Raw genomic sequence first — 21,965 nt, 5'->3', positions numbered from 1 at the left:
CGAGGCATTCGTGTCAAAAGGCATTCTTTCGTCGGTCATGGCGTCGTGTTTGTTCGCCGTGATGTATTTCTACACCTCCTTGTTGGCACCGCTGGACGGTGAGGAGATCTTTGGCTGGCGGACCTTGCTGACCCTGCCTTGCCTGACCTTGTTCATGCTGGTCAGCAAAGACTGGAAGCGGGTCGGCGAGCTTTTGGCCAGGGTGCGAGAAACGCCAATGCTGCTGCTCGGCATGGTCGGCACCTCGTGGTTGATGGGCGTGCAGCTGTGGCTGTTCCTCTGGGCGCCGCTGCATGGGCGCAGCCTTGAGGTGTCGATGGGCTACTTCCTGCTGCCGCTGGCCATGGTCATGACCGGGCGCCTGGTGTACGGCGAGCGTCTGTCGCGCTTGCAGAAAGTGGCGGTGAGCTGCGCAGCCCTGGGGGTGGGCCATGAGCTGTATCAGAATGGCAGTTTCGCTTGGGAAACCCTGCTGGTGATGATCGGCTACCCGATCTACTTCGTGCTGCGCCGACGCTGCCGCACCGATCACCTGGGCGGGCTGTGGTGCGACATGTGCCTGTTGCTACCTTGGGCGCTGTACTTCGTGATCCAGGGGCCGCTGTCGGCGGCTGACCTGGTCGAACACCCAGGCTTGTATGGCTTGATCCCGCTGCTCGGGGCGATCAGTGCCTGCGCCCTGATCGCCTACGTGCTGGCCAGTCGGCTGTTGCCGTTCAGCCTGTTCGGGCTGCTCAGCTATGTAGAGCCGGTATTGCTGGTGGGCGTGGCCCTGCTACTGGGCGAGACCATCGGCCCCGACCAGTGGCTGACCTACCTGCCGATCTGGGCCGCCGTCCTGGTGCTAGTGCTTGAAGGCTTCAAGCACCTGCTGCGTCAACGTCGGCGTTCGGTGTAAGGCGCACCTGACGCACACGGCGCTCCTCCACCGCCACCACGGTCATGTTCCAGCCGTTCCAGGCCAGGCGGTCGCCGACCACCGGCAGCCGATCCAGCAGACTCATCACCAGGCCCGCCAGGGTCTGGTAGTCCTCGGTGGCACGCGCGCTGAAGCCAATGCGCGCCTGCACCTGGCTGAGGTTCAAGGCGCCACTGACGACGAAGCCACCCTCCTCCTCGATGATCGCCGGGCCCTCGACCTCGCTGGCGTCGGGTAGCTCGCCCGCAATCGACTCAAGGATGTCGGTCATGGTCAGCACGCCGGTGAAATCACCGAACTCGTTAACCACGAAAGCGATGTGCGTCGACTGGTTGCGCATCTGTTCCAAGGCATTGAGCAGGGTGAAGCTTTCCAGCAGGTTCAGCGGCGCGCGGGCCATGCGTTCCAGGTCCGGCTGATTGCCGTCGAGCAGCTCCTTGAGCAACTCCTTCTTGTGCACAAAGCCCAACGGTTCCTCGATACGTCCATTGCGAATCAACGGCAGGCGCGAGTATGGCGAGTTGGCCAGGGCCTGGGTGATGGCTTCGGGCGCTTGCGCCAGGTCGATCGCATCGACTTCGGCACGCACCGTCATCACCGTGCGAATCGGCCGCTCGGCCAGGTTCAGCACGCCGCTGATCATCACCCGTTCGCGGCGATCGAACAGCACCTGCTCTTCGCCACCCTCGACCAGGTCGGCGATCTCTTCACCTACCTCGTCGGCCTCGACCCGGCGACCGCCCATCAGGCGCAGTACCGCATGGGCGGTCCGTTCACGCAGTGGCCGGTGCTGCTGCAAGCTGCGCTTGCGCCGGGCACGGGCCAACTGGTTGAACAGCTCGATCAGGATCGAGAAGCCAATTGCCGCATACAGGTAGCCTTTCGGGATGTGGAAGCCCAGGCCTTCGGCGGTCAGGCTGAAGCCGATCATCATCAAGAAGCCCAGACACAGCATGATCACCGTGGGGTGGGCGTTGACGAAGCGGGTCAGCGGTTTGCTGGCGACGATCATGATGCCGATCGAGAAGATCACCGCAATCATCATCACCGACAGATGCTCGACCATACCTACCGCAGTGATCACCGCATCGAGCGAGAACACCGCATCGAGCACCACGATCTGCGCCACGATGGGCCAGAACGCGGCATGACGCAGGGTGCCGCTGGATTGGGTGACATGGCCCTCAAGCCGTTCGTGCAGCTCCATGGTCGCCTTGAACAACAGGAACACACCACCAAACAGCATGATCAGGTCGCGGCCCGAGAAGCTCTTGTCGAAGATCTCGAACAGCGGCGCGGTGAGGGTGACCATCCACGAGATGCTCGCCAACAAGCCCAGGCGCATGACCAGCGCCAAGGTCAAGCCGATTACCCGCGCGCGGTCGCGCTGATGCGGGGGCAGCTTGTCAGCCAGAATGGCGATGAATACCAGGTTATCAATGCCCAGTACCAGCTCGAGGACGATAAGCGTCAGCAGGCCCAGCCAGGCCGTGGGGTCGGCTAGCCATTCCATTAGCGGGTACTCACGAAGCAAGCGTCACGAGGACGGGGGGAGAAGGAAGGCCAGGATGGCCTGAAACTGGGGGGCTCCGAGAAGGTGCTCATACATACCTTGATAGAAAATACGGATGGAGATCCTACAATCACAGACGCTTTTTCTCACAGCGCGAAACTATTACAAAACCTGTAACAGCGGTGCATGCAGCGACCCTATCAGGGCACTTTTATTCAATACACCGCCGCGCTTGCGGATCAGGATAGCGGACATCTTCCAACACGAGATGTCATCCATGAGCCTGTCATTGTCCATGGCCGCCTTCGCCCTGGCGGCTTCGATTTCACCGGGGCCAGTCAATATCGTCGCGCTTGGCAGCGGGGCCCGCCATGGCCTGCGCGCCAGCCTGAGGCATGTGGCGGGAGCCACCTTGGGCTTTTGCCTGCTATTGATTGTGGTTGGCCAGGGCCTGCATGAACTGTTAGTGCGCTGGCCCCTGATCGGTCTGGGGCTGCACTGGGGTGGAGTGCTGTTCTTGCTGTACCTGGCGTGGCGACTGGCCACTGACACGGGTGGACTGGGCAACCAGGGGGAGTTGCGGGCACCGTCGGCCTGGCACGGTGCGGCGATGCAATGGCTCAACCCGAAAGCCTGGCTGGCGGCGCTGGCTGGGGTGGGCGCCTATACCAGCGGAGAACAACAGCTGTTGTGGCTGTTTATCTGGATCTATGGGCCGATCTGCTTCGTGTCGATCGCCAGCTGGGCCTGGGCTGGGAGTGTGATTCGTCAGTATCTGGGCAATCCAAGGTACATGAGGGGGTTCAATCGCATGCTGGCCGCGCTACTGGTTGCCAGTGCCCTCTATCTGATTGGGGGCTGATGAAATTATTGCGTGTACCGGCCTGTACGCGGGCAAGCCCGCGCCTACCGGGCTCGCGCTGTAGCGGCAGTGGTGGGATCGGTGTTACCTGCGAACAGCCACCCTCACCAGAGCGCCTGGCGATAATGTCCAGGCGTTGCTGCCAGATGCTGCTTGAACGCCCGTTGCAAATGCGCCTGGTCAGCAAACCCCGCCTCCAGCGCCACCTCGGCAATCGGCCGGCCCACACGCAGTTGAGCACGCGCATGCTGCACGCGCTGATCAAGTAGATAGCCATGGGGCGTTAGGCCAAAACGCTGGCGGAACGCACGGATCAAGTAAGCACGCGAAAGGCCGGCTGCAGCGCAGATTTCTTCAAGGGTCAACGGATCCAGCCGATGCGCGCGGATGAACGCAGCTGCGGCCTCAAGGCGCGGATGCTGCACAGATCGAGTGACCGAGGGGCGATCCAGGTAGCCCGGCAATACCTGAAAGAAACCCGCTAACAACGCCTCACGACCTGGCGTGTCGCCATCAAACAACCCCGCCAGCACTTGCAACAAGTGGCTGTACAGAGCTGGCGAGGTACTCAGCGTTGCAGCCGGCAGGTCTATCCCCTGGGCCTGCAACCACGGCACATCGACGAACAACATCACATACGACCAAGGCTGGCCTTCGATCGGATTGCAGGTGTGAACCACGCCCGGCTTCATCAGCACCGTCGCCCCCGCTGCGACTTCGCGACAGCTGTCGCCGGTCACATAGGTACTGCGCCCGCCGGTGATCACACCGATGGAAAAACTCTCATGAGAATGTGCGCCATAGCAGACCTGGCGCCCATCACCGACACGCCGCGCTTCGACGAACGGCAAGGCCGGATCACGCCAGAACCGCGACACCTCGATCATCGCCCTGCCCTCACTCGCCGCTGCCTTGTACCACCACCAGCAATTGCGCCTGCTGTGGCCCGACCGAACGCAGGCGGTGCGGCGTCTGGGCATTGAAGTGCAAGGCATCGCCCTGCTCCAGCAGCACCCGCTCGGTCATGAAGTCCACCTCGACCTGGCCCTGGTGGACGAACAGAAACTCTTCACCCTCATGCGCCTTGAAGGTCGGGTCGCTGAATTCGCTCGGCGGCTGGATCATGAACGGCAACAAACTGCGCATTCCAACCTGCGAGGTCAACACCGCGTAGCCCGGCCCCTCACCGCTGCCTACCAGTGCCTGGCGCTCCGTCCCGCGCACCAGACTGTAACGCGCCTCGCCCGATGGGTCATCGGCGAACAGCTCTTCGACATTGACGTTCAACGCCCGGGCAAGCTTGAGCGCCGTGGCGATGGACGGGGTATTGAGCCCCCGCTCGACCTTGGACAGGTAGCTCTTGGTCATGCCGGCCTTGTCAGCCAGCACCTCCAGGGTAATCCCGAGTTTTTTTCTCAGCAGTTTCAGTCGGATAGACATGTGACGCGGCTTTCCCAGGCAAAACGCAGTTGCGCATGACACTTTGTGTCATATAAGATCATTTGTGTCATGTAATTGACCGCCCTTCCACCGACCAAAGCAGTTAGGCGGGCAAGCACTGACCTCTACCATCACGCCACCGAGGACCCTCCCCCATGGCAACGACCCTGACTCACAGCAAAGACCAACTGGTGCGCCAGGCCCTGACGCAGATGCAAGGCTCGCTCGCCGATAATACGTGGACTGTACGGGAAAAGCTGGCCCTGGCCTGCCGAATTCTGTTCGAGCATGGCCATGACTCGGGCCTTGCCGGACAGATCAGCGCCCGCGGCCCGCAGCCAGGCACCTTCTACACCCAGCAATTGGGCCTGGGTTTCGACGAAATCACCGCCAGTAACCTGCTGCTGGTCAACGAAGACCTGCAAGTGCTGGAAGGCCAGGGCATGCCCAACCCGGCCAACCGCTTCCACAGCTGGGTGTACCGTGCTCGCCCGGACGTCAATTGCATCATCCACACCCACCCCACTCACGTTGCCGCGTTGTCGATGCTGGAGGTGCCGTTGCAGGTCTCGCAGATGGACCTGTGCCCACTGTATGACGACTGCGCGTTCCTTGAGGCCTGGCCAGGAGTGCCGGTTGGCAACGAAGAAGGTGAGATCATCAGCCAGGCGCTGGGTGACAAACGCGCCATCCTGCTCTCGCACCATGGTCAGCTGTCGACTGGCAGCAGCGTCGAGCAAGCCTGCGTGTACGCCCAATTGATCGAACGCGCCGCACGCCTGCAACTGCTGGCGATGGCGGCCGGCACCATCAAGCCAATCGCCGCGGCGCTGGGCCACGAAGCTCACGACTGGATCGACCGACCCAAGCGTCACGCCGCTACGTTCAACTACTACGCGCGCCAAACCCTGCGTATCCATGCCGATTGCCTGAACTGACCTTTCAATGCCTTGCCTGCGGAGCCCACAATCATGACTACAGAATTTCACGGCATCATCGGCTACACCATCACCCCGTTCAGCAACGACGGCGCCCAACTCGACCTGCCGGCGCTGGGCCAGTCCATCGAGCGCCTGATCGCCTCGGGAGTGCACGCTATCGCCCCGTTGGGCAGCACGGGTGAAGGCGTCTACCTCAGTGACACTGAGTGGCAGCAAGTGGCCGAGTACAGCCTGGCGCAGATTGGCAAGCGGCTGCCGAGCATCGTCAGCGTCTCCGACCTCACCACTGCCGGTGCCATCCGCCGCGCACGCTTCGCCCAGGCCCATGGCGCCGATGCCGTCATGGTCTTGCCGTCTGCCTACTGGAAGCTCAGCGCCACGGAAATACTCCAGCACTACCGGGCGATTGGCACTGCCGTCGACCTGCCGATCATGCTCTACAACAATCCTGCCACCAGTGGCACCGACATGCCGGTCGAGTTGATCTTGCGCATCGTGCGCGAGGTGGAGAATGTCACCATGGTCAAGGAGAGCACCGGTGACATTCAGCGCATGCACCAGCTACAGCTGCGCGGCGAAGGCCAGGTACCGTTTTATAACGGCTGTAACCCGCTGGCCCTGGAGGCGTTCGTGGCGGGCGCCAGAGGCTGGTGCACGGCGGCGCCCAACCTGATACCCGCGCTCAACCTGGGCTTGTACCAGGCGATTCGAGCAGGTGACCTGGAGCAGGCCAAAGCGCTGTTCTACCAGCAATTGCCGATGCTCGACTTCATTCTCAAGGGTGGATTGCCGGCCACTATCAAGGCCGGTTTGGCGCTGACGGGGCTGGCGGTGGGCGAACCGCGGCGGCCGGTGTTTGGCTTGGATGAACAAGGACGCGCGACGTTGCGCGGACTGTTGGATGAGCTCGGCGTAGCGCTTTGAGATTTTGGGGCCGCGTTGCGGCCCCAGAATCTGACTCACAAATCAAGGCATCACAGGCGGCACATACTGCAGCGTCGTGCCCAGCGCCCAAAGCAGCACCAGGACCAATGGCACATGCACCAACAGCTGGACGAACGAGAAGCCGATCAGGTCGCGCGCCTTGAGCCCTAGCACCCCGAGCAGCGGCAGCATGTAGAACGGGTTGATCAGGTTCGGCAGCGCCTCGGCGGCGTTGTAGATCTGCACGGCCCAGCCCAGGTGATACTGCAGGTCATTGGCCACCAGCATCACGTAGGGCGCCTCGATGATCCACTTGCCGCCACCGGACGGGATGAAGAAGCCCAGCACCGCCGAGTACACCCCCATGAGCACGGCATAGGTGTCGTGCGAGGCGATCTGCACGAAGAAGGTCGAGATGTGGTGGGCCAGGGTCTGCTCATCCACGCCCTTGACCTGGGTGAGGATGGCGGCGATCGAGCCATACAGCGGGAACTGGATCAGCACCCCGGTGGTGGTCGGCACGGCGCGGGTCACCGCATCGAGGAAGCTGCGCGGACGCCAGTGCAGCAAGGCGCCGAGCATGATGAACAGCAGGTTGTAGGTGTTCAGGCCGGAGATAGCGGTGATCGCAGGTTTGGTCGCGAACTCCTGGTACAGCCAACCGGCGGCCAGCGCCACCAACAGCAGGATCAGGATCGGGCTGTATTCCAGCCATTCGCCTGGACGGGTGCGCTGCGGCGGTGGCGGCGCGCTGAAGCTTGGGTCGACGCCGCACGCCTCGGCGCTACGGGCGCTACCCGGGCCAGGCGCGGTGGCATAGGCGACCACCAGCGAGACGATCACCAGCGCCGCCAGCATTACGCCGGATTGCCAAAGAAAAATGGTTTCGGTGAACGGGATCACCCCGGTAATGGACAAGATCGACGGTGGCAGGCTGGCAGGGTTGGCCTGCAGCTGCGCCGCCGAGGACGACAGGCCCAGCGCCCACACCGCCCCCAGGCCCAGGTAGGCTGCTGCGCCTGCTGCACGATAGTCCATCTTCAGGTCGGCACGACGGGCCAACGCGCGCACCAGCAAACCGCCGAACACCAGCGACAAGCCCCAGTTGAGCAACGAGGCGAGCATCGAGATCAGCGCCACCCAGCACACCGCCGAGCGACCATTTTTGGGGATGCGCGCCAGGCGATCGATCAGCCGCGCCGCCGGTGGCGAGCTGGCGACCACATAGCCGCCGATGACCACGAAAGCCATCTGCATGGTGAACGGGATCAGGCTCCAGAAACCATCGCCAAAGGCCTTGGCGGTGTCGGTCGGCTTGGCGCCCATCACCAGTGCGCCGATACACACCAGCACCACCGCCAGGGCGGCGAACACCCAGGAATCAGGGAACCAGCGTTCAGCCCAGTTCGAGCAACGCAGGGCAAAGCGAGCGGAGCGGCTGTCTTGGATTTCAGCGGCCACGGGATTTTCCTTTTATTGATTTTATTGGCTGTTACAAACGCAAAAACCGTGGGAGCGGGCGTGCCGCGCGATAGCGTGCCGACAGACAACCCAGTTGTCCCGATCAACGCTATCGCGGGGCAAGCCCGCTCCCACGGTACTCAAGCGGCTATCAGAAGGTCATTTCCTTTACATCATCGGCTACGATCAGCTTGCCTGCGGTCTTCTCGATGATTTCCTCGACGCTCACCCCTGGGGCCGTCTCGCGCAAGATGAACGCGCCGTTTTCGATCTCAAGGTAAGCCAGGTCGGTCAACACCTTGCGGATGCAACCAGCACCGGTCAGCGGCAGGCTGCAGCGCGACAGCAACTTGGACTCGCCATCCTTGGAGGCGTGGGTCATGGTGACGATGATGTTGTCGGCGCCGGCAACCAGGTCCATCGCCCCGCCCATGCCCTTGACCAACTTGCCGGGGATCATCCAGGAGGCGATGTTGCCCTCCACGTCCACTTCGAACGCGCCCAGCACGGTGAGGTCGACGTGGCCGCCACGGATCATGGCGAACGATTGCGCCGAATCGAAGATCGAGGCACCGCGGCGGGCGGTGACGGTTTGTTTGCCGGCGTTGATCATGTCGGCGTCGAGGGTGCTTTCAGTGGGGAATTCGCCCATGCCGAGCAGGCCGTTTTCCGATTGCAGCATCACGTCCATGTCGGCAGGTACGTAGTTGGCCACCAGGGTCGGGATGCCGATGCCGAGGTTGACGTAATAGCCGTCCTTCAGTTCACGGGCAACACGTTGAGCCATCTGTTCGCGGGTCAGTGCCATGGTCTGGATCTCTTTGTTGTTCTGTGGACGGCGCTCAGGCCTTGACGGTGCGCTTTTCGATGCGCTTCTCGAAGGTGCCGACGATGACCCGGTCGACATAAATGCCCGGGGTGTGGATCTCGCTGGGCAGAAGCACGCCAGGCTCGACGATTTCCTCGACCTCGACCACGGTGATCTTGCCGGCGGTGGCTGCCAGTGGATTGAAGTTTTGCGCAGTGTTGCGGTACACCACGTTGCCGTAGTGGTCGGCCTTCCAGCCTTTGACGATGGCGAAGTCGCCGGTGATGGCTTCTTCAAGGATGTACTTGCGCCCGTTGAACTCGCGCACTTCCTTGCCTTCGGCAACCGGGGTGCCGTAGCCGGTGGCGGTAAAGAAAGCCGGGATGCCAGCACCACCGGCGCGCATTTTTTCGGCCAGGGTGCCTTGTGGGGTCAGCTCGACCTCCAGCTCGCCGCTGAGCAGCTGGCGTTCGAACTCGGCGTTCTCGCCGACGTAGGAGGCGATCATCTTGCGGATCTGCCGGTCTTCGAGCAACACGCCCAGGCCAAAGCCATCGACGCCGCAGTTGTTGGAAACCACGGTCAGGCCCTTGACGCCCAGACGCTTGATTTGCGCGATGAGGTTCTCGGGGATGCCGCACAGGCCGAAGCCGCCGGCCAGTACCGTCATGTTGTCGGTAAGGCCTTCGAGGGCCTGTTCGTAGGTTGCAACGCGCTTGTCCAGTCCGGCCATGCTGATCCGCCTTTGTAGTTGTTTGTGCGTGCAGCCATCTTCACCGCTGGCGACTGATTTGTTAATTTTGTTTTCGTCATCGATTGATAACTTTTCCAAAACAAAAGGTCGACCCCCCGCATGAACGTCAAGCAGCTACGCGCCTTCATCACCGTGGCCAAGTACCAAAGCTTCGCCCAGGCCGGCGAGCACCTGCACGTCTCGCAACCGGCGTTGAGCCTGACCATCAAGGCGCTGGAGGATAACCTTGGCGGCGCCCTGCTCACCCGCACCACCCGCAGCGTCAGCCTGACCCCAGAAGGCGAGGTGCTGCTGCCGCTGGCCCGGCGCCTGCTGGCCGATTGGGACGACACCGAAGAAATGCTGCGCCAGCGCTTTACCTTGCAGCTTGGCCGGGTGTCGGTCGCGGCCATGCCCGCCTTTGCCGGCAACCTGCTGCCACAGTCGCTGAAGGTGTTCCGCCAGCGCTATCCGAGGGTGAACGTTACCGTCCATGACGTGATCAACGAACAGGTGCTGGAACTGGTACGCCACCGGCGCGTCGAACTGGGCATTGGCTTCGAGCCGGACAACCTCGATGGGCTACGCTTTCATCCGCTGTACCTGGATCGCTTCGTCGCCGTGGTACCGGGCGATTCGCCGCTGGCCCAACAGCCGCAAGTCACCTGGCAGCAACTGCTGGCCGAAGATTTCATCGCCCTGCAACGCCCGTCGGCGGTGCGCTTGCTGCTGGAGCAGAACATTGCCGCCGGGCACGGCAAGCTGACAGTGGCGTTCGAGAGCCATCAACTGTCGACCATCGGCCGCATGGTTGCCAATGGCCTGGGGGTCAGCGCGGTGCCGGCGCTGTGCATCAACCAGATGCAAGAGCTCGGTGCGCGCTGCGTGGCCCTGGTCGAGCCGAGCGTTGAGCGGCGCATCGGCGTCATGGCGCTAAGCGACCACAAACTGTCCACCGCAGCCGAGGCGCTGCTCGAGGTCGTGTTGTGCAATACCCATCTACCGGAGGTGACATGCGTTCAGTGAAGCTTGCAGGCAACAGCGTTCCGGCCATTGGCCAGGGCACCTGGTACATGGGTGAAGATCCTGCTCGGCGCGGCGCCGAAGTGGCCGCCCTGCAGCAAGGCATCGAGCTGGGGCTGAGCCTGATCGACACTGCGGAAATGTACGCCGAGGGTGGCGCCGAAGAGGTCGTCGGCCAAGCCATGGTCGGCCGTCGCGAGCAGGTGTTTCTGGTCAGCAAGGTCTACCCGCACAACGCCAGCCAGCGTGGTCTACCGCTGGCCTGCGAACGCAGCCTCAAGCGCTTGGGCACCGACTGCATCGACCTGTACCTGTTGCACTGGCGCGGCCAGTATCCGCTGGAAGAAACCGTGGAGGCCTTCGAGCGTCTGCGCGAGCAAGGCAAGATTCGCCGTTGGGGGGTATCCAACTTCGACCTCGACGATTTGCATGAACTGGCTAATAGCGACTGCGCCACCAATCAGGTGCTGTACAACCCGGGTGAGCGCGGGATCGAATTCGACCTGCTGCCCTGGAGCCAGGCCAATGGCTTGCCGACCATGGCCTATTGCCCGCTGGCCCAGGCCGGGCGATTGCTCAAGCATCCGCTTTTGGCCGAAATTGCCGAGCGCCATGGGGCAACTCCTGCGCAAGTCAGCTTGGCCTGGGTGACCCGCTCTGATGGGGTGATTGCCATCCCCAAGGCGGTCAACCCGCGGCATGTGCAGCTCAATGCGGGGGCGGCCTCATTGAAATTGAGCGAAGAGGATCTGCGGGCGATTGACCAGGCGTTTCCAGCGCCGACACGCAAGCAGCGGTTGGCGATGGTTTGAGCGAGTAGTTGTTTGTCAGTGCCGGCCTCATCGCGGGGCAAGCCCGCTCCCACAAAACCCCGCGATGAGGGCGGTACTATAGAGCACAAGACCTCAATGAAAATCCCGGCTACGCACATCCAGCCCCAGCAACAGCGGGCTGACGTCCTCCAGCTTGCGCGCAATCAGGTGCCTGACGCCATTCTCCTGCTCCAGCCTGCCGCTGACCTTGAGTAACTGCGAGCCCACCAGCGCCCGTCGTTGGCGCTCGGCCAGCTCGCGCCAGACCACCACATTGACCATCCCCGACTCATCTTCAAGGGTGACGAATGTCACCCCGCTGGCCGTCTGTGGCCGCTGGCGGCCCACCACCAACCCCGCCACCGCAACGTGATCGCCATGCTCAAGATCGGCCAGTTCACTCGAACTGCGACAGCCTAACGCCCGCAAGCGTGGCCTGAGCAAAGTCAACGGATGGGGGCCAAGTGTGGTGCCGAGGGTGTCGTAGTCCGCCAGCAGATCCTCGCCCACTGTCGGCGCGGGCAGCGCCACCGCGCGCTCAGGGCTGGCCTGCACCTCTGCGAACAAGGGTAATTGCGCCTGCACCGCAGCCACCTGCCAGCGCGCTTGATGGCGATTCTGGGCCAGCGCTCGCAACGCCCCGGCATCGGCCAGCCGGGTGCGCGCCCGGCTGTCGAGCTCAGCGCGCAGACACAAGTCTTCGACATCGCGCCAGGGCCGCTGCGCCCTGGCCTGCTCGAGCCGGCGGGCATCGACTTCGGCAAACCCACGGATCTGCCGCAGCCCCAGGCGAATCGCCAAAGCGCCCTGCCCCAACGGCTCCAACGTGCAATCCCAGTCACTGTGAAAGACATCCACCGGGCGCACCTCGATGCCCTGGCGACGGGCTTCTTGCAGCAACTGATCAGGGCTGTAGAAGCCCATCGGCCAGCTGTTGACCAGGGCGCAGGTGAAGATCGCCGGTTCGTGGCATTTCAACCAGCTGCTGGCATAGCAGAGCAAGGCAAAACTGGCCGCATGCGACTCGGGGAAGCCATAACTGCCGAAGCCTTTGATCTGTTCGAAAATGCGCTCGGCGAACGCCAGCTCGTAGCCATTGCGCAGCATGCCCTTGAGCAGCCGCTCGCGGTGCGGCTCCAGCCCGCCATGGCGCTTCCAGGCGGCCATGCTGCGGCGTAGCTGATCGGCCTCGCCAGGGGTGTAGTCGGCGGCGACCATGGCCAGTTCCATCACCTGTTCCTGAAACAGCGGAACGCCCAGGGTGCGTTCGAAGACCGCTTTCAAGGCTGGCGAGGGATAGCTAATCGGCTCTTGCTTGAGACGTCTGCGCAAGTAAGGGTGGACCATGTCGCCCTGGATCGGCCCCGGGCGGACGATGGCCACTTCAATGACCAGATCGTAAAACGTGGTCGGCTTCAGGCGCGGCAGCATGGCCATCTGTGCCCGCGATTCGATCTGGAACACGCCCATGGTCTCGGCGCGGCTGATCATGGCGTAGGTGGCAGGGTCTTCACTGGGAATGGTGGCCAAACTCAACTGCCGACCACGATGCAGCGCAATCAGATCGAAACAGCGACGCAAGGCACTGAGCATGCCCAAGGCGAGCACATCGACCTTGAGCAGCCCGACCAGGTCCAGGTCGTCCTTGTCCCACTGAATTACCGTGCGCTCGGGCATGGCGGCATTTTCCACCGGCACCAGTTGGTCCAGCGGCTGCTCGGAAATGACGAAGCCACCGGGATGCTGCGACAGGTGCCTGGGAAAACCGATCAACTCCCCGGCCAGCACCAGAATGCGCCGCAGCGACGGGCTCTGGGCCTCGAAGCCGGCCTCGGCCAGGCGCTCGGCATCGGGGATACGATCACTCCAGCGGCCACAACACTTGGCCAACGCGTCGACCTGATCGGCAGGCAGCCCCAGCACTCGGGCCACATCGCGTACCGCACCGGCAGCATGATAGGTGCTGACCACCGCTGTCAGCGCGGCGCGGTGGCGGCCATAACGACGGAACACGTACTGGATGACTTCCTCGCGGCGGTTGTGCTCGAAGTCGACGTCGATGTCCGGCGGCTCGTTGCGCTCGCGGGACAGAAACCGCTCGAACAACAAGTGGTGCTCCATCGGATCGAGTTCGGTGATACCGAGTACGAAACACACGACCGAGTTGGCCGCCGAACCGCGGCCCTGACAGAGGATCGATTGCTTGCGGGCAAAAGCGACGATGTCGTGAACGGTAAGAAAATAGCTCTCGTACCCCAGTTCCTCGATGAGCGCCAACTCTCGCTCCAAAGCCTCGAACACTTTGGCGTCAGGGCCATTCGGCCAACGCTTGGGCAAGCCTTGCTCGCACAGGTGACGCAGCCAACTGGCCGCGCTGTGCCCTGCTGGTACCAGCTCGCGGGGGTACTTGTACTTGAGCTCGCCCAGGTTGAACTGGCAGCGCTCGGCGATGACCAGGCTTTCAGCGAGCAGCTCGGGCGGATACAACTCGCTCAATTGCGCCAAAGGACGCAGGTGGCGTTCGCCATTGGCGAACAGATAACGGCCCGCCTCAGACATACTGCAATGCTGGCGCACGGCGGTCATGCAGTCTTGCAGGGCGCGCCGACCGCGGCTATGCATGTGCACATCGCCGCAGGCCACCGCGCCAATCCCCAGCCGAGCGGCCAGTGCACGCAGGCGCGCCAGCCGGCTGGCATCATCGCTGCCCCGATGCAGGTGCACCGCCAGCCACAGGCGCTCGGCAAACAACGACTGCAACCATTGGCCCGCTGCAGGCTCATCTGGATCGTCTGGGATCCACAGCGCGAGCAAGCCCTTGGCGTGAGCCTGAAGGTCATCGGCCAGTAGCTGATACTCGCCTTTCTGTGCACGCCGACGAGCTCGGGTGATCAGCGCACACAGGCTTTGATAGCCACTGAGATCCTCGACCAGCAACACCAGTTTAGGGCCATTCTGCACGCGCATCTCACTGCCGACGATCAAGCGCAGTTGATGCGCCTTGGCCGCCTGCCAGGCGCGCACGATACCTGCCAGGGTGCATTCATCGGTAATGGCCAAGGCTTGATAACCCTGCTCACGGGCCCGTCGAAACAGTTCATCGGCGCTGGAAGCACCGCGCTGGAAACTGAAGTTGGACAGGCAGTGCAGTTCGGCGTAAGCCAGCGCAGTCATGCGAACCAGCCTTGCAGCCACAGCGGGCCGGGGGCGGCGAGGTCTTGATAAGCCCAGCCGCGCAAGCCTTCGCGGGTTTCGATGCGGTAGTAGTCTCGGCGCACATCGCCACCATCCCACCAACCCGACTCGATGCGCTCGGCCTGTCCCAACAGTTGAACGCCAGACTCCGGCAGCCGCTGCGGCGCCGCCAATAACCAGCCCGGACGACTGCCTGGAGTGACTTGCAATGCCCCGCACGCGCCCAGGTCGGTCAACTGCCAGGCGCACTCCGGGCGGTGATCGGCTTCGGCGCGCAGGCCCTTGACCGCCTCGTCACCCAGACGTGCGCGCAACCGCTCGCGCAGTTGCGGCCAAGGTTGGGTCTGCTGCGCCCTGGGGTCGAACAGGGCCTGATGCTGAGGCACGAACGCCGGCAAGTCTTCGGCCAGCAGGCGCAGATTACGCACCGGTGCCGGGATGCGTAGCGGCTCCAGCCGCCCCCGCGCCAGCTCAAATAGCAGGGCCGCATCGCGTTCGGCTGATAGCAGGCCAATCATGAGCTGCGTGTCTGGCCCTTCGACGTGCTCCAAGTGTAGCTCGAAACGCTGCACGCCGCAGTCGCGTCCGGCTAGAAACGCAGCCAGGTCGCCGATCATCCGCCGCAAGGGGAACAATAACGCCTGATGCGACTCGACGTCGAAATTCAGCTCTAGCCGCGTTTCGAAGCGATCCGGTGGTTGATAGAAATCCAGGCCCACGTTGCGCACGCCCAGCAATTGATCCAGGTGCAGCTGCACCTGAGCGGCGAAGCGTCGAGCCAGCGCCTCGCGCGGCAAGGCCAAGACCTCGCCGAGGCGGCGCAAGCCCATGCGGATGAAGGCCTGGGCGGCATCAGCGGGAAGACCGATCTTGCCAATAGGCAGCTGCAGCAAGGCGGCGCGGGTCTGCTCGGCGCAGGTCACCGCCAAGCCGTCATGGGCATTGGCGAGCATCCGGGCCGCCACCGGGTTGCTGGCAACGACAATCCGGTGCCGCAGGCCCAACGCCTCCAGCTCCTGGCGCAGGCGCGCTTCAAACAGCGGCCACGGCCCGAACAATTGCAAGCTTGAACCCACTTCCAGGAGCAAGGCGCGTGGATAGTGCAGGCTCACCTGGGCACTGAAGCGATAGGCCCAGGCGGCCAACAGTTGCTGGACCTGATCAACCCGCGCAGGGTCGACTTCAACGCAAGTAAAGCCATCGGCCAGCGCCCGTGCGGCGGTCAGCGTCTGCCCGGCGCGCAGGCCCAGCTTCGCTGCTGCGCAGTTGACCGATTGCAGCACGCGGCGCTGGCTCGGCCCCCCCATCAAAACCAACGCGCAGTCGGGCTCATCACGCTCGCGCAATACCGTATCCAGCGCCAGCTGAGGGAAGACAATGCAGGCCCAAAGCATGCTCCACCCTCACCGGCCTGAGCTGGCGATGGGCGCAGCAGGCGGCATGCCACCCCGGCACTTGAGCACCCGCCATTGGGCCGGACGGGTATCGATCGCGAGGCGCAACGCCGCAGGTGAAGGGTTGTGCGCAGCCTGCTGCGGTCGGCAGGCAAAGGCCAGCGCCTGGCCGGTCTCGGCGGCCACCTGCAAACGGCGCAAGGCCCGGTCATCGGCACGCTCCGGCCAGCACAGCACCGCAGCGCAACTGCCGGAGCGCAAACATTGCTCGGCAGCCCACAACGCGTCTGCGGGCTCAGCTTCGATCTGCACCAACCAGCGCAAATCGACCCCCGCCGCTTGCCAGGCAGGTGGGTAAGGAATGAACGGCGGCGCTACCAGCACCACCCGGCCACCTTCAGCAGTCAACCGCGCCAGGCTTGGCCATAACAACTGCAGCTCACCACAGCCCGGGCTGGCCAGCAGCAACTCACTCAGCGCCGAAGCAGGCCAACCGCCTTCCGGCAGCCGCTGGTCCAGGCTCATATGCCCGGTCGGTTGCAGGCCGAGCGGGCGTGCCTGGGTTTGCCGACCACGCCAGATCCGCCGCTGATCGAGCAAGCCGTCCAGATCGACTACCGCGCCCATCAGTCACGCCTCAACAGGCCGCAGAACACACCTTCGATAACCAACTCACGCTCAGGCCCTACCTCGATCGGAGCGTACGCCGGGTTACGCGGCAGCAACCGATAACCGCCGGGCGTACGTTGCAGACGCTTGATGGTCACCTCGCCGTCCAGCCGGGCGACGACGATCTGCCCATCGCGGGCCTCGCCTTGTTGGCGGATGCCGACCAGGTCGCCATCGAAGATGCCGTCATCGATCATCGACTCTCCGCGCACCTTGAGCAGGTAATCGGGGGTGCGACGGAACAGGCTGGGGTCGAGCAGCAGTTGTTCGTGGATGTCCAGGTCAGGGCCGATCGGCGCACCGGCGGCCACTTGGCCGAGCACGGGCAGTTCGAGGATTTCCGGGCGGCGCAACGGCTCGGCCAGGCGAATGCCACGCGCCTGGTTGGGCGTGACGTCGATGTATCCAGCCTGGCACAGGGCGGTGATGTGCTTGCGCGCCACGCTGCGCGAGGCAAAACCGAAGCGCTCGGCGATATCGGCCAGGCTCGGCGGTTGGCCGTGATCGGTGATGCGTTCACGGATGAAGGCCAGGATGGCGCGGCGTTTGGGGGTCATAGTGTCCATGGAGCACATTTGTACTCTTTTTGTAGAACACTGAACAGCCCCCTTCGTCGTCGGCTTTGGCTATGATGCTCAGGATTAAACGTTTAAGCCCTTGGAAGCCCCATGCTCAAAGCCCTGCTGTTCGACCTCGATGGCACCCTCACCGATACCGACACCTTGCACCTGCAAGCCTTCCGCCAGCTGTTGCACGAGTACGACGGGCGCCAGCTGAGCCAGGCCCAGTTCGCTGCCCAGGTCAGTGGACGAGCCAATGGCGCGCTGTTCAAGGAGTTGTTTCCACAGGCCACGAGCCAGCAGTGCCAGGCACTTGCCGACCGCAAGGAAGCCTTGTTCCGCGAGATGTCGCCGCAGTTGCAACCGCTGCCAGGCCTGTTGCGCCTGCTCGCACATGCCCAGGCGCAGCACATCGGCATGTGCGTGGTGACCAATGCACCACGCCTGAACGCTGAGCACATGCTCAATGCCATGGGTTTGGGCGAGCGCTTCGAGCATGTGCTGGTGGCCGAGGAGCTGGCCCGTCCCAAGCCTGATCCGCTGCCCTACCTCACTGGCCTGCAGCAGCTCAATGCCAGTGCCAGCCAAGCGTTGGCGTTCGAAGATTCCCTGCCCGGCGTACAGGCTGCCAGCGGCGCCTGGATCTTTACCGTGGGCATTGCCACCACGCAGACCCAAGAGCGCTTGCTGGCTGCTGGGGCGCAATTGGTGATCGACGATTTCAATGATCCGCGGCTTTGGGCGTTGATTGAATCCATGCATCCTTGAACATTGAACTCACAATCGCGATTGCAATTTGTCACCCTGCCCCAGGATTACCCAGCCTAATCACATAGGCCCATGTGGGGACCGGCGGCGCTCGATCTCGACGGCGTTTTCGGGCGCCGCCACTCCAATACCCGTCCGTCGCTTACCCAAGCCCAACCTGTCGAATCCCCCGCTCGCCGCTCGACCAGTGCTGAACCCCACAGCCTGGAGCCCACGCCATGAGCAACTCCGATCCCAAGCACGAGGTGGTCTCGCGCAGCCAATGGCTCGCCGCGCGCCGTCAACTGTGGCTGCATGAGAAGGCCTTCACCCACCAACGCGATGAACTCAGTGCCGCCCGCCAGGCCCTGCCCTGGGTAAAGCTTGAGCACGACTATCGCTTCCATGGCCCTGAGGGCGAAGTCGATCTGGCCGCGCTGTTCGGCGGGCGCAGCCAGTTGCTGCTGTACCATTTCATGTTCGTTGAAGGCTGGAGCGAAGGCTGCCCTGGCTGTTCATTCCTTGCCGATCACTTCGACGGTGCCAACCTGCACCTGGCCCACCACGATGCGGCGCTGGTCGCCGTGTCTCGGGCGCCCTACCCCCAGTTCCAGGCGTTTCGCAGGCGCATGGGCTGGCAATTCCCCTGGTACTCTTCGCACGGCAGCAGCTTCAATCGCGACTTTGCGGTCAGTGTCGCCACCGATGGCAGCGAGCAGTACAACTATGAACCCTACCAGGGCGATGAGAGCGAGCTGCCTGGCCTGAGCGCGTTCTACCGGGCGGCTGATGGCCAGCTGTATCACACCTACTCGACCTACGCCCGTGGGCTGGACATCCTGGTCGGGGCGTACAACTTCCTCGACCTGGCCCCGCTAGGACGTAATGAAGGCGGGACGATGGACTGGGTGCGTCACCATGATCGCTATGAGCAGCAGCCGGTTAAGCCGCACTGCTGCCATGACTGAATCACAAACTCACACCCAACACCTGGCGCAGCGACTCGCTGCGGTGATCGTCCGCCGCACTGACCAAGGCGAAGTTATAGGCACCATGCGACCAATAGCGCGCCTCCAGCTGGCCATCGGTGCGCTGGCCGCTAGGCATCTTGTCAAAACGCTCACCGGGCGAGCGCAGGAACAGACTGATGCGCTCGCCCTGGCGGTCTTGGAACACCAATAGCGCCGCAGGACCCTGCTCGTTGCTCAAAAGCCGCGCGCCCACCGGCTGAAAGCCATAGCCTGCCAAGTCCGGTAACTGGCCGACGCGGTTGAAGTGCCGGCCCAGCCACGCCTGCAACTGGGCCGGATCGCTGGCCTGGATGTCCAAGGCGCTGGTGCCGACGAACAAGCGGTGGGCCTGGACCGCATCGGCCATCGGCAGGTCAGCGGCAACCAGCGTGGCCTGGCGCGCCTGCCAGCCCCCCAGCCCACCTACCCCGAGCGCCAGCAGCAGCACCGCGGCACTGGCCAGCCGGCGTTGACGGCGCTGACGCAAACGCCGTCGTACCTGAGCAAGATCCAGGTGCGGCCCTGGCGCCAACTCGCCTATCCCCGCCAAGGCTGCCCGCAAGCGGCGGGCGTCACTGCGCCAGGCTTCGATCCGCGCAGCCTCGTGTGGATTGGCCGCCAGCCACGCCTGCACTGCTGCCCGACGGGCAGGCTCCAGGCGCTCGTCGACGTAGGCATGCAACTCGTCCTCGGTGGGGATCAGGCGTGTCATTTGAGTCTCCGCAAGGCCGGGGGCGTCGGGTTACCCTCGGTCAGGTCACGCAGCGCGGCGCGGGCGCGCGACAAGCGCGACATCACCGTACCGATGGGAATGTTCAGGGCCACGGCGGCCTCTTTGTAGCTCAGCCCCTCGACGCTCACCAGCAACAGCAAGGCGCGCTGCTCGGCTGACAATTGGCCAAAGGCCTGCAGATCGGCCTGGGCGAGGATGATGTCTTCGGTGTTGTCACCCAGCGGCTCACTCCCCTGCTGCTCCCGGCCAAACCACGCCAGCCAGCGGGCGTGCAAGCGATCACGGCGTTTGCCATCGAGAAACAGCCGGTACAGGATGGTGAACAGCCAGGGCCGCAGGGCGTCGGCCTCGCGCTGCTGGCGGCCACGGCTCAGGGCGCGCTCGACCGTGGCCTGGACCAGGTCGTCGGCGCTGGCCGATTCGCGGGTCAGCCACAAGGCGAAGCGGCGCAGACGCCGGAGCAGCTCGCGCCACTGATGTTCGTCCAGATCGTGCATGGTGAGGTCCCGGCCCATGGGCTGTCAGTGTAAGGGGCAGACGCTTTGCAACGAAATCTATTCCCAAGCCGGTGGAATAAATTTCCCCCTGCCACGTCGTACCGGCACATTCACCCACTCGGACCTTGCACATGCACACACCCCTGAGCGGCCCCGCCAAGGCCTGGCGCCTGGCCGGCATTGGCGCCGGCCTGCTGGCCGTGAGCGCAGGCTTTGCCTACGCCGCTGGCTGGATCGGTAGCCCCGCGCTAACCCCGCAACGCATCATCGACACCTTCGAAGCCCAGGCCGGACATCATCCGGGTTATCGCAAGAACCACGCCAAGGGCGTGTGCGTCAGCGGCTATTTCCAGAGCAGCGGCCAGGCCGCAGCCCTGTCCAGCGCGCGGGTATTCGCCCAGCCGCGAGTGCCGGTGATCGGCCGCTTTGCCATTGGCGGCGCCAACCCCTCCACCCCCGATACCGGGGTGCCGGTGCGTAGCCTGGCGCTACAGTTTTCCAGCGATGATGGCCAGGTGTGGCGCACCGGCATGAACAATCCGCCAGTGTTGGCGGTAAGTACTCCCGAAGCCTTTTATGAGCAGGTCTTGGCCATGACCCCCGACCCTGCCACGCGCAAGCCTGATCCTGCGCGGATGCAGGCGTTCTTCGCCGCGCATCCCGAAAGCACGGCGTTTCGCCAGTGGGCAGCGGCATACAAGCCCAGCGACAGTTTCGCCAACACCCACTATCACAGCATCAATGCCTTTCGCCTGATCGACGCGAACGGCAGGTCGCAGCCGGTGCGCTGGCAGGTCGAGGCGCAGACGCCATTCGCCGCCCTGCCCGCCCAGGTCGAGGACAACCGCTACCTGCAGCACGACCTTGCCCAGCGCCTGAAGCAAGGCCCGCTGCGCTGGACCTTGCGCCTGGTGCTGGCCGAGCCTGGCGATGCGGTGGACGACCCCGCCCGACCCTGGCCTGCCGAACGGCGCAGTATCGACGCCGGCACCTTGGTCATCGAAACCGTCGATGCCCCCGAACAAGGCGCCTGCCGCGACCTGAACTTCGACCCGCTGATCCTTCCCGATGGCATCGAGCCTTCCGCCGATCCGATCCTGGCCGCTCGCTCTGCCGCGTATTCAGAATCCTTCAATCGTCGCAGCCGCGAATCGCTCGACAGCGGAGCCCGCCCATGAAACCGACCACCTTCCACCCCCTAGCCCGCCTGCTGCATTGGCTGATGGCCGTACTGATCGTGGCCATGCTGTTGATCGGCGTGAGCATGGTCGGCGACCTATCCTTGCGCCACCCCGTGATGGTCGAGTTGCACAAAGCCACGGGCCTGGCCTTGCTGGCCTTGGTGCTACTGCGGATTGTCCTGCGCCTGACCCTGCCGCACCCACCACTGCCCAGCGATATACCGCCACTCCAGCGCCTGGCCGCCGGCGCTTCGCATCTGCTGCTGTATGCACTGATGCTGGCGATGCCGCTGCTGGGCTGGGCGATGCTCTCGGCCGGCGGCTATCCACGTCCGTTGCAATTGCCAGCGATTGCGCCGCACGACCTGCAGCTGTACGCGATCTTGCGCAGTGCTCACGGCTGGGCCGGCTATCTGTTGTTCGCCACCGTTGTGCTGCACCTGGGCGCGGCGTTGGTGCATGCCCTGGTGCGCCGCGATGGCGTGTTGCGTAGCATGTGGCCAGGACCTGTACGTCGCAGCGAATGAGCGCTGAATGAGCGGC

Annotated in this window: 22 protein-coding genes; 10 read left to right on the top strand and 12 right to left on the bottom strand. The window is 63.7% G+C overall.

Annotation, left to right across the window (positions count from 1 at the left end; all coding sequences use genetic code 11):
* Window positions 1-10 precede the first annotated feature (10 nt).
* On the top strand, window positions 11-898 hold the full coding sequence (rarD, locus tag OIU19_RS07285; RefSeq protein WP_264234451.1) for an EamA family transporter RarD: 888 nt from the start codon (window positions 11-13) through the stop codon (window positions 896-898).
* Here rarD and OIU19_RS07280 read toward each other — a convergent pair.
* Window positions 861-2,432 (bottom strand): TerC family protein, encoded by a 1,572-nt coding sequence (locus OIU19_RS07280; protein WP_264234450.1) that lies wholly within the window; start codon window positions 2,430-2,432, stop codon window positions 861-863. The genes rarD and OIU19_RS07280 overlap by 38 nt on opposite strands.
* Before the next feature lie 277 nt (window positions 2,433-2,709).
* On the opposite strand from OIU19_RS07280, the gene OIU19_RS07275 reads away from it, so the two are divergent.
* Entirely contained in the window at window positions 2,710-3,294 is a 585-nt protein-coding gene (locus OIU19_RS07275; protein ID WP_264234449.1) for a LysE family translocator, read from the top strand.
* Between the two features lie 104 nt (window positions 3,295-3,398).
* On the opposite strand, the gene OIU19_RS07270 is transcribed toward OIU19_RS07275, so the two are convergent.
* Window positions 3,399-4,181, bottom strand: a complete 783-nt coding sequence (locus OIU19_RS07270) for an AraC family transcriptional regulator (protein ID WP_264234448.1) — start codon at window positions 4,179-4,181, stop codon at window positions 3,399-3,401.
* Window positions 4,182-4,191: 10 nt separating this feature from the next.
* A complete protein-coding gene (locus OIU19_RS07265) occupies window positions 4,192-4,734 on the bottom strand; it encodes a helix-turn-helix domain-containing protein (RefSeq protein ID WP_264234447.1) in 543 nt (180 codons plus the stop codon).
* Window positions 4,735-4,889: 155 nt separating this feature from the next.
* Between OIU19_RS07265 and OIU19_RS07260 the strand changes: the two genes are divergently transcribed.
* Window positions 4,890-5,672: an aldolase gene (locus OIU19_RS07260; RefSeq protein WP_264234446.1), complete on the top strand. Its 783-nt coding sequence runs from the start codon at window positions 4,890-4,892 to the stop codon at window positions 5,670-5,672.
* A gap of 33 nt (window positions 5,673-5,705) precedes the next feature.
* Window positions 5,706-6,599, top strand: a complete 894-nt coding sequence (locus tag OIU19_RS07255) for a dihydrodipicolinate synthase family protein (RefSeq protein ID WP_264234445.1) — start codon at window positions 5,706-5,708, stop codon at window positions 6,597-6,599.
* A gap of 42 nt (window positions 6,600-6,641) precedes the next feature.
* On the opposite strand, the gene OIU19_RS07250 is transcribed toward OIU19_RS07255, so the two are convergent.
* From OIU19_RS07250 to OIU19_RS07240, 3 genes are all read right to left on the bottom strand, one after another.
* Entirely contained in the window at window positions 6,642-8,060 is a 1,419-nt protein-coding gene (locus OIU19_RS07250; RefSeq protein WP_264234444.1) for a short-chain fatty acid transporter, read from the bottom strand.
* A gap of 151 nt (window positions 8,061-8,211) precedes the next feature.
* Complete coding sequence (locus OIU19_RS07245; protein ID WP_186553450.1) at window positions 8,212-8,868, bottom strand: CoA transferase subunit B; 657 nt, start codon at window positions 8,866-8,868, stop codon at window positions 8,212-8,214.
* A 34-nt stretch (window positions 8,869-8,902) separates the two neighbouring features.
* The gene (locus OIU19_RS07240) at window positions 8,903-9,601 is read right to left on the bottom strand and encodes a CoA transferase subunit A (RefSeq protein WP_264234443.1); all 699 of its coding nucleotides are present in this window, start codon (window positions 9,599-9,601) and stop codon (window positions 8,903-8,905) included.
* A 120-nt stretch (window positions 9,602-9,721) separates the two neighbouring features.
* Between OIU19_RS07240 and OIU19_RS07235 the strand changes: the two genes are divergently transcribed.
* Window positions 9,722-10,627 carry a LysR family transcriptional regulator gene (locus OIU19_RS07235; RefSeq protein ID WP_264234442.1) on the top strand — a complete coding sequence of 302 codons (906 nt, stop codon included), beginning with the start codon at window positions 9,722-9,724 and terminating at the stop codon, window positions 10,625-10,627.
* On the top strand, window positions 10,615-11,436 hold the full coding sequence (locus tag OIU19_RS07230; protein WP_264234441.1) for an aldo/keto reductase: 822 nt from the start codon (window positions 10,615-10,617) through the stop codon (window positions 11,434-11,436). Before OIU19_RS07235 ends, OIU19_RS07230 begins: the two co-directional genes overlap by 13 nt.
* 93 nt (window positions 11,437-11,529) lie before the next feature.
* Here the strand turns inward: OIU19_RS07230 and OIU19_RS07225 are convergent, their stop codons facing one another.
* Genes OIU19_RS07225 through lexA form a run of 4 tightly spaced genes read right to left on the bottom strand, consistent with a single transcriptional unit; the run spans window position 11,530 to window position 17,269 of the window.
* Window positions 11,530-14,610, bottom strand: a complete 3,081-nt coding sequence (locus tag OIU19_RS07225; protein WP_372353294.1) for an error-prone DNA polymerase — start codon at window positions 14,608-14,610, stop codon at window positions 11,530-11,532.
* Window positions 14,607-16,025 carry a DNA polymerase Y family protein gene (locus tag OIU19_RS07220; RefSeq protein WP_264234439.1) on the bottom strand — a complete coding sequence of 473 codons (1,419 nt, stop codon included), beginning with the start codon at window positions 16,023-16,025 and terminating at the stop codon, window positions 14,607-14,609. The genes OIU19_RS07225 and OIU19_RS07220 overlap by 4 nt, the downstream gene beginning before the upstream one ends.
* Before the next feature lie 9 nt (window positions 16,026-16,034).
* On the bottom strand, window positions 16,035-16,652 hold the full coding sequence (gene imuA / locus OIU19_RS07215) for a translesion DNA synthesis-associated protein ImuA (RefSeq protein ID WP_264234438.1): 618 nt from the start codon (window positions 16,650-16,652) through the stop codon (window positions 16,035-16,037).
* Window positions 16,652-17,269 carry a transcriptional repressor LexA gene (gene lexA / locus OIU19_RS07210; protein ID WP_186553457.1) on the bottom strand — a complete coding sequence of 206 codons (618 nt, stop codon included), beginning with the start codon at window positions 17,267-17,269 and terminating at the stop codon, window positions 16,652-16,654. The genes imuA and lexA overlap by 1 nt, the downstream gene beginning before the upstream one ends.
* 93 nt (window positions 17,270-17,362) lie before the next feature.
* Between lexA and OIU19_RS07205 the strand changes: the two genes are divergently transcribed.
* Both OIU19_RS07205 and OIU19_RS07200 read left to right on the top strand, forming a co-directional pair.
* The gene (locus OIU19_RS07205; RefSeq protein ID WP_264234437.1) at window positions 17,363-18,022 is read left to right on the top strand and encodes an HAD family phosphatase; all 660 of its coding nucleotides are present in this window, start codon (window positions 17,363-17,365) and stop codon (window positions 18,020-18,022) included.
* Window positions 18,023-18,240: 218 nt separating this feature from the next.
* Window positions 18,241-18,969: a thioredoxin family protein gene (locus OIU19_RS07200; protein WP_264234436.1), complete on the top strand. Its 729-nt coding sequence runs from the start codon at window positions 18,241-18,243 to the stop codon at window positions 18,967-18,969.
* Window position 18,970: 1 nt separating this feature from the next.
* Here OIU19_RS07200 and OIU19_RS07195 read toward each other — a convergent pair whose 3' ends face one another.
* Window positions 18,971-19,723 carry an anti-sigma factor gene (locus OIU19_RS07195; protein ID WP_264234435.1) on the bottom strand — a complete coding sequence of 251 codons (753 nt, stop codon included), beginning with the start codon at window positions 19,721-19,723 and terminating at the stop codon, window positions 18,971-18,973.
* Entirely contained in the window at window positions 19,720-20,241 is a 522-nt protein-coding gene (locus OIU19_RS07190; protein WP_264234434.1) for a sigma-70 family RNA polymerase sigma factor, read from the bottom strand. The genes OIU19_RS07195 and OIU19_RS07190 overlap by 4 nt, the downstream gene beginning before the upstream one ends.
* Before the next feature lie 125 nt (window positions 20,242-20,366).
* Here OIU19_RS07190 and OIU19_RS07185 point away from each other — a divergent pair, with 125 nt between their 5' ends.
* Both OIU19_RS07185 and OIU19_RS07180 read left to right on the top strand, forming a co-directional pair.
* A complete protein-coding gene (locus OIU19_RS07185; RefSeq protein WP_264234433.1) occupies window positions 20,367-21,419 on the top strand; it encodes a catalase family peroxidase in 1,053 nt (350 codons plus the stop codon).
* On the top strand, window positions 21,416-21,949 hold the full coding sequence (locus OIU19_RS07180; RefSeq protein WP_264234432.1) for a cytochrome b: 534 nt from the start codon (window positions 21,416-21,418) through the stop codon (window positions 21,947-21,949). The genes OIU19_RS07185 and OIU19_RS07180 overlap by 4 nt, the downstream gene beginning before the upstream one ends.
* The last annotated feature ends 16 nt before the right edge of the window (window positions 21,950-21,965 follow it).

Origin of the sequence: Pseudomonas sp. BT-42-2 (assembly GCF_025847435.2) — a bacterium.
GTDB lineage: Bacteria > Pseudomonadota > Gammaproteobacteria > Pseudomonadales > Pseudomonadaceae > Aquipseudomonas > Aquipseudomonas urmiensis.
Note: the sequence above shows the minus strand (reverse complement) of the source record. Positions and strands in the feature narration are given on the sequence as shown.

What these genes read in the sequence shown, in the direction of transcription:
- imuA (WP_264234438.1), bottom strand. Translation starts at nt 16,652, where the DNA reads ATGGGCGCGGTAGTCGATCTGGACGGCTTGCTCGATCAGCGGCGGATC.
- OIU19_RS07235 (WP_264234442.1), top strand. Translation starts at nt 9,722, where the DNA reads ATGAACGTCAAGCAGCTACGCGCCTTCATCACCGTGGCCAAGTACCAA.
- OIU19_RS07190 (WP_264234434.1), bottom strand. Translation starts at nt 20,241, where the DNA reads ATGCACGATCTGGACGAACATCAGTGGCGCGAGCTGCTCCGGCGTCTG.
- lexA (WP_186553457.1), bottom strand. Translation starts at nt 17,269, where the DNA reads ATGTGCTCCATGGACACTATGACCCCCAAACGCCGCGCCATCCTGGCC.
- OIU19_RS07260 (WP_264234446.1), top strand. Translation starts at nt 4,890, where the DNA reads ATGGCAACGACCCTGACTCACAGCAAAGACCAACTGGTGCGCCAGGCC.
- OIU19_RS07205 (WP_264234437.1), top strand. Translation starts at nt 17,363, where the DNA reads ATGCTCAAAGCCCTGCTGTTCGACCTCGATGGCACCCTCACCGATACC.
- OIU19_RS07195 (WP_264234435.1), bottom strand. Translation starts at nt 19,723, where the DNA reads ATGACACGCCTGATCCCCACCGAGGACGAGTTGCATGCCTACGTCGAC.
- OIU19_RS07255 (WP_264234445.1), top strand. Translation starts at nt 5,706, where the DNA reads ATGACTACAGAATTTCACGGCATCATCGGCTACACCATCACCCCGTTC.
- OIU19_RS07275 (WP_264234449.1), top strand. Translation starts at nt 2,710, where the DNA reads ATGAGCCTGTCATTGTCCATGGCCGCCTTCGCCCTGGCGGCTTCGATT.
- OIU19_RS07265 (WP_264234447.1), bottom strand. Translation starts at nt 4,734, where the DNA reads ATGTCTATCCGACTGAAACTGCTGAGAAAAAAACTCGGGATTACCCTG.
- OIU19_RS07180 (WP_264234432.1), top strand. Translation starts at nt 21,416, where the DNA reads ATGAAACCGACCACCTTCCACCCCCTAGCCCGCCTGCTGCATTGGCTG.
- OIU19_RS07270 (WP_264234448.1), bottom strand. Translation starts at nt 4,181, where the DNA reads ATGATCGAGGTGTCGCGGTTCTGGCGTGATCCGGCCTTGCCGTTCGTC.
- OIU19_RS07225 (WP_372353294.1), bottom strand. Translation starts at nt 14,610, where the DNA reads ATGACTGCGCTGGCTTACGCCGAACTGCACTGCCTGTCCAACTTCAGT.
- OIU19_RS07240 (WP_264234443.1), bottom strand. Translation starts at nt 9,601, where the DNA reads ATGGCCGGACTGGACAAGCGCGTTGCAACCTACGAACAGGCCCTCGAA.
- OIU19_RS07230 (WP_264234441.1), top strand. Translation starts at nt 10,615, where the DNA reads ATGCGTTCAGTGAAGCTTGCAGGCAACAGCGTTCCGGCCATTGGCCAG.
- OIU19_RS07200 (WP_264234436.1), top strand. Translation starts at nt 18,241, where the DNA reads ATGAGCAACTCCGATCCCAAGCACGAGGTGGTCTCGCGCAGCCAATGG.
- OIU19_RS07220 (WP_264234439.1), bottom strand. Translation starts at nt 16,025, where the DNA reads ATGCTTTGGGCCTGCATTGTCTTCCCTCAGCTGGCGCTGGATACGGTA.
- OIU19_RS07245 (WP_186553450.1), bottom strand. Translation starts at nt 8,868, where the DNA reads ATGGCACTGACCCGCGAACAGATGGCTCAACGTGTTGCCCGTGAACTG.
- OIU19_RS07280 (WP_264234450.1), bottom strand. Translation starts at nt 2,432, where the DNA reads ATGGAATGGCTAGCCGACCCCACGGCCTGGCTGGGCCTGCTGACGCTT.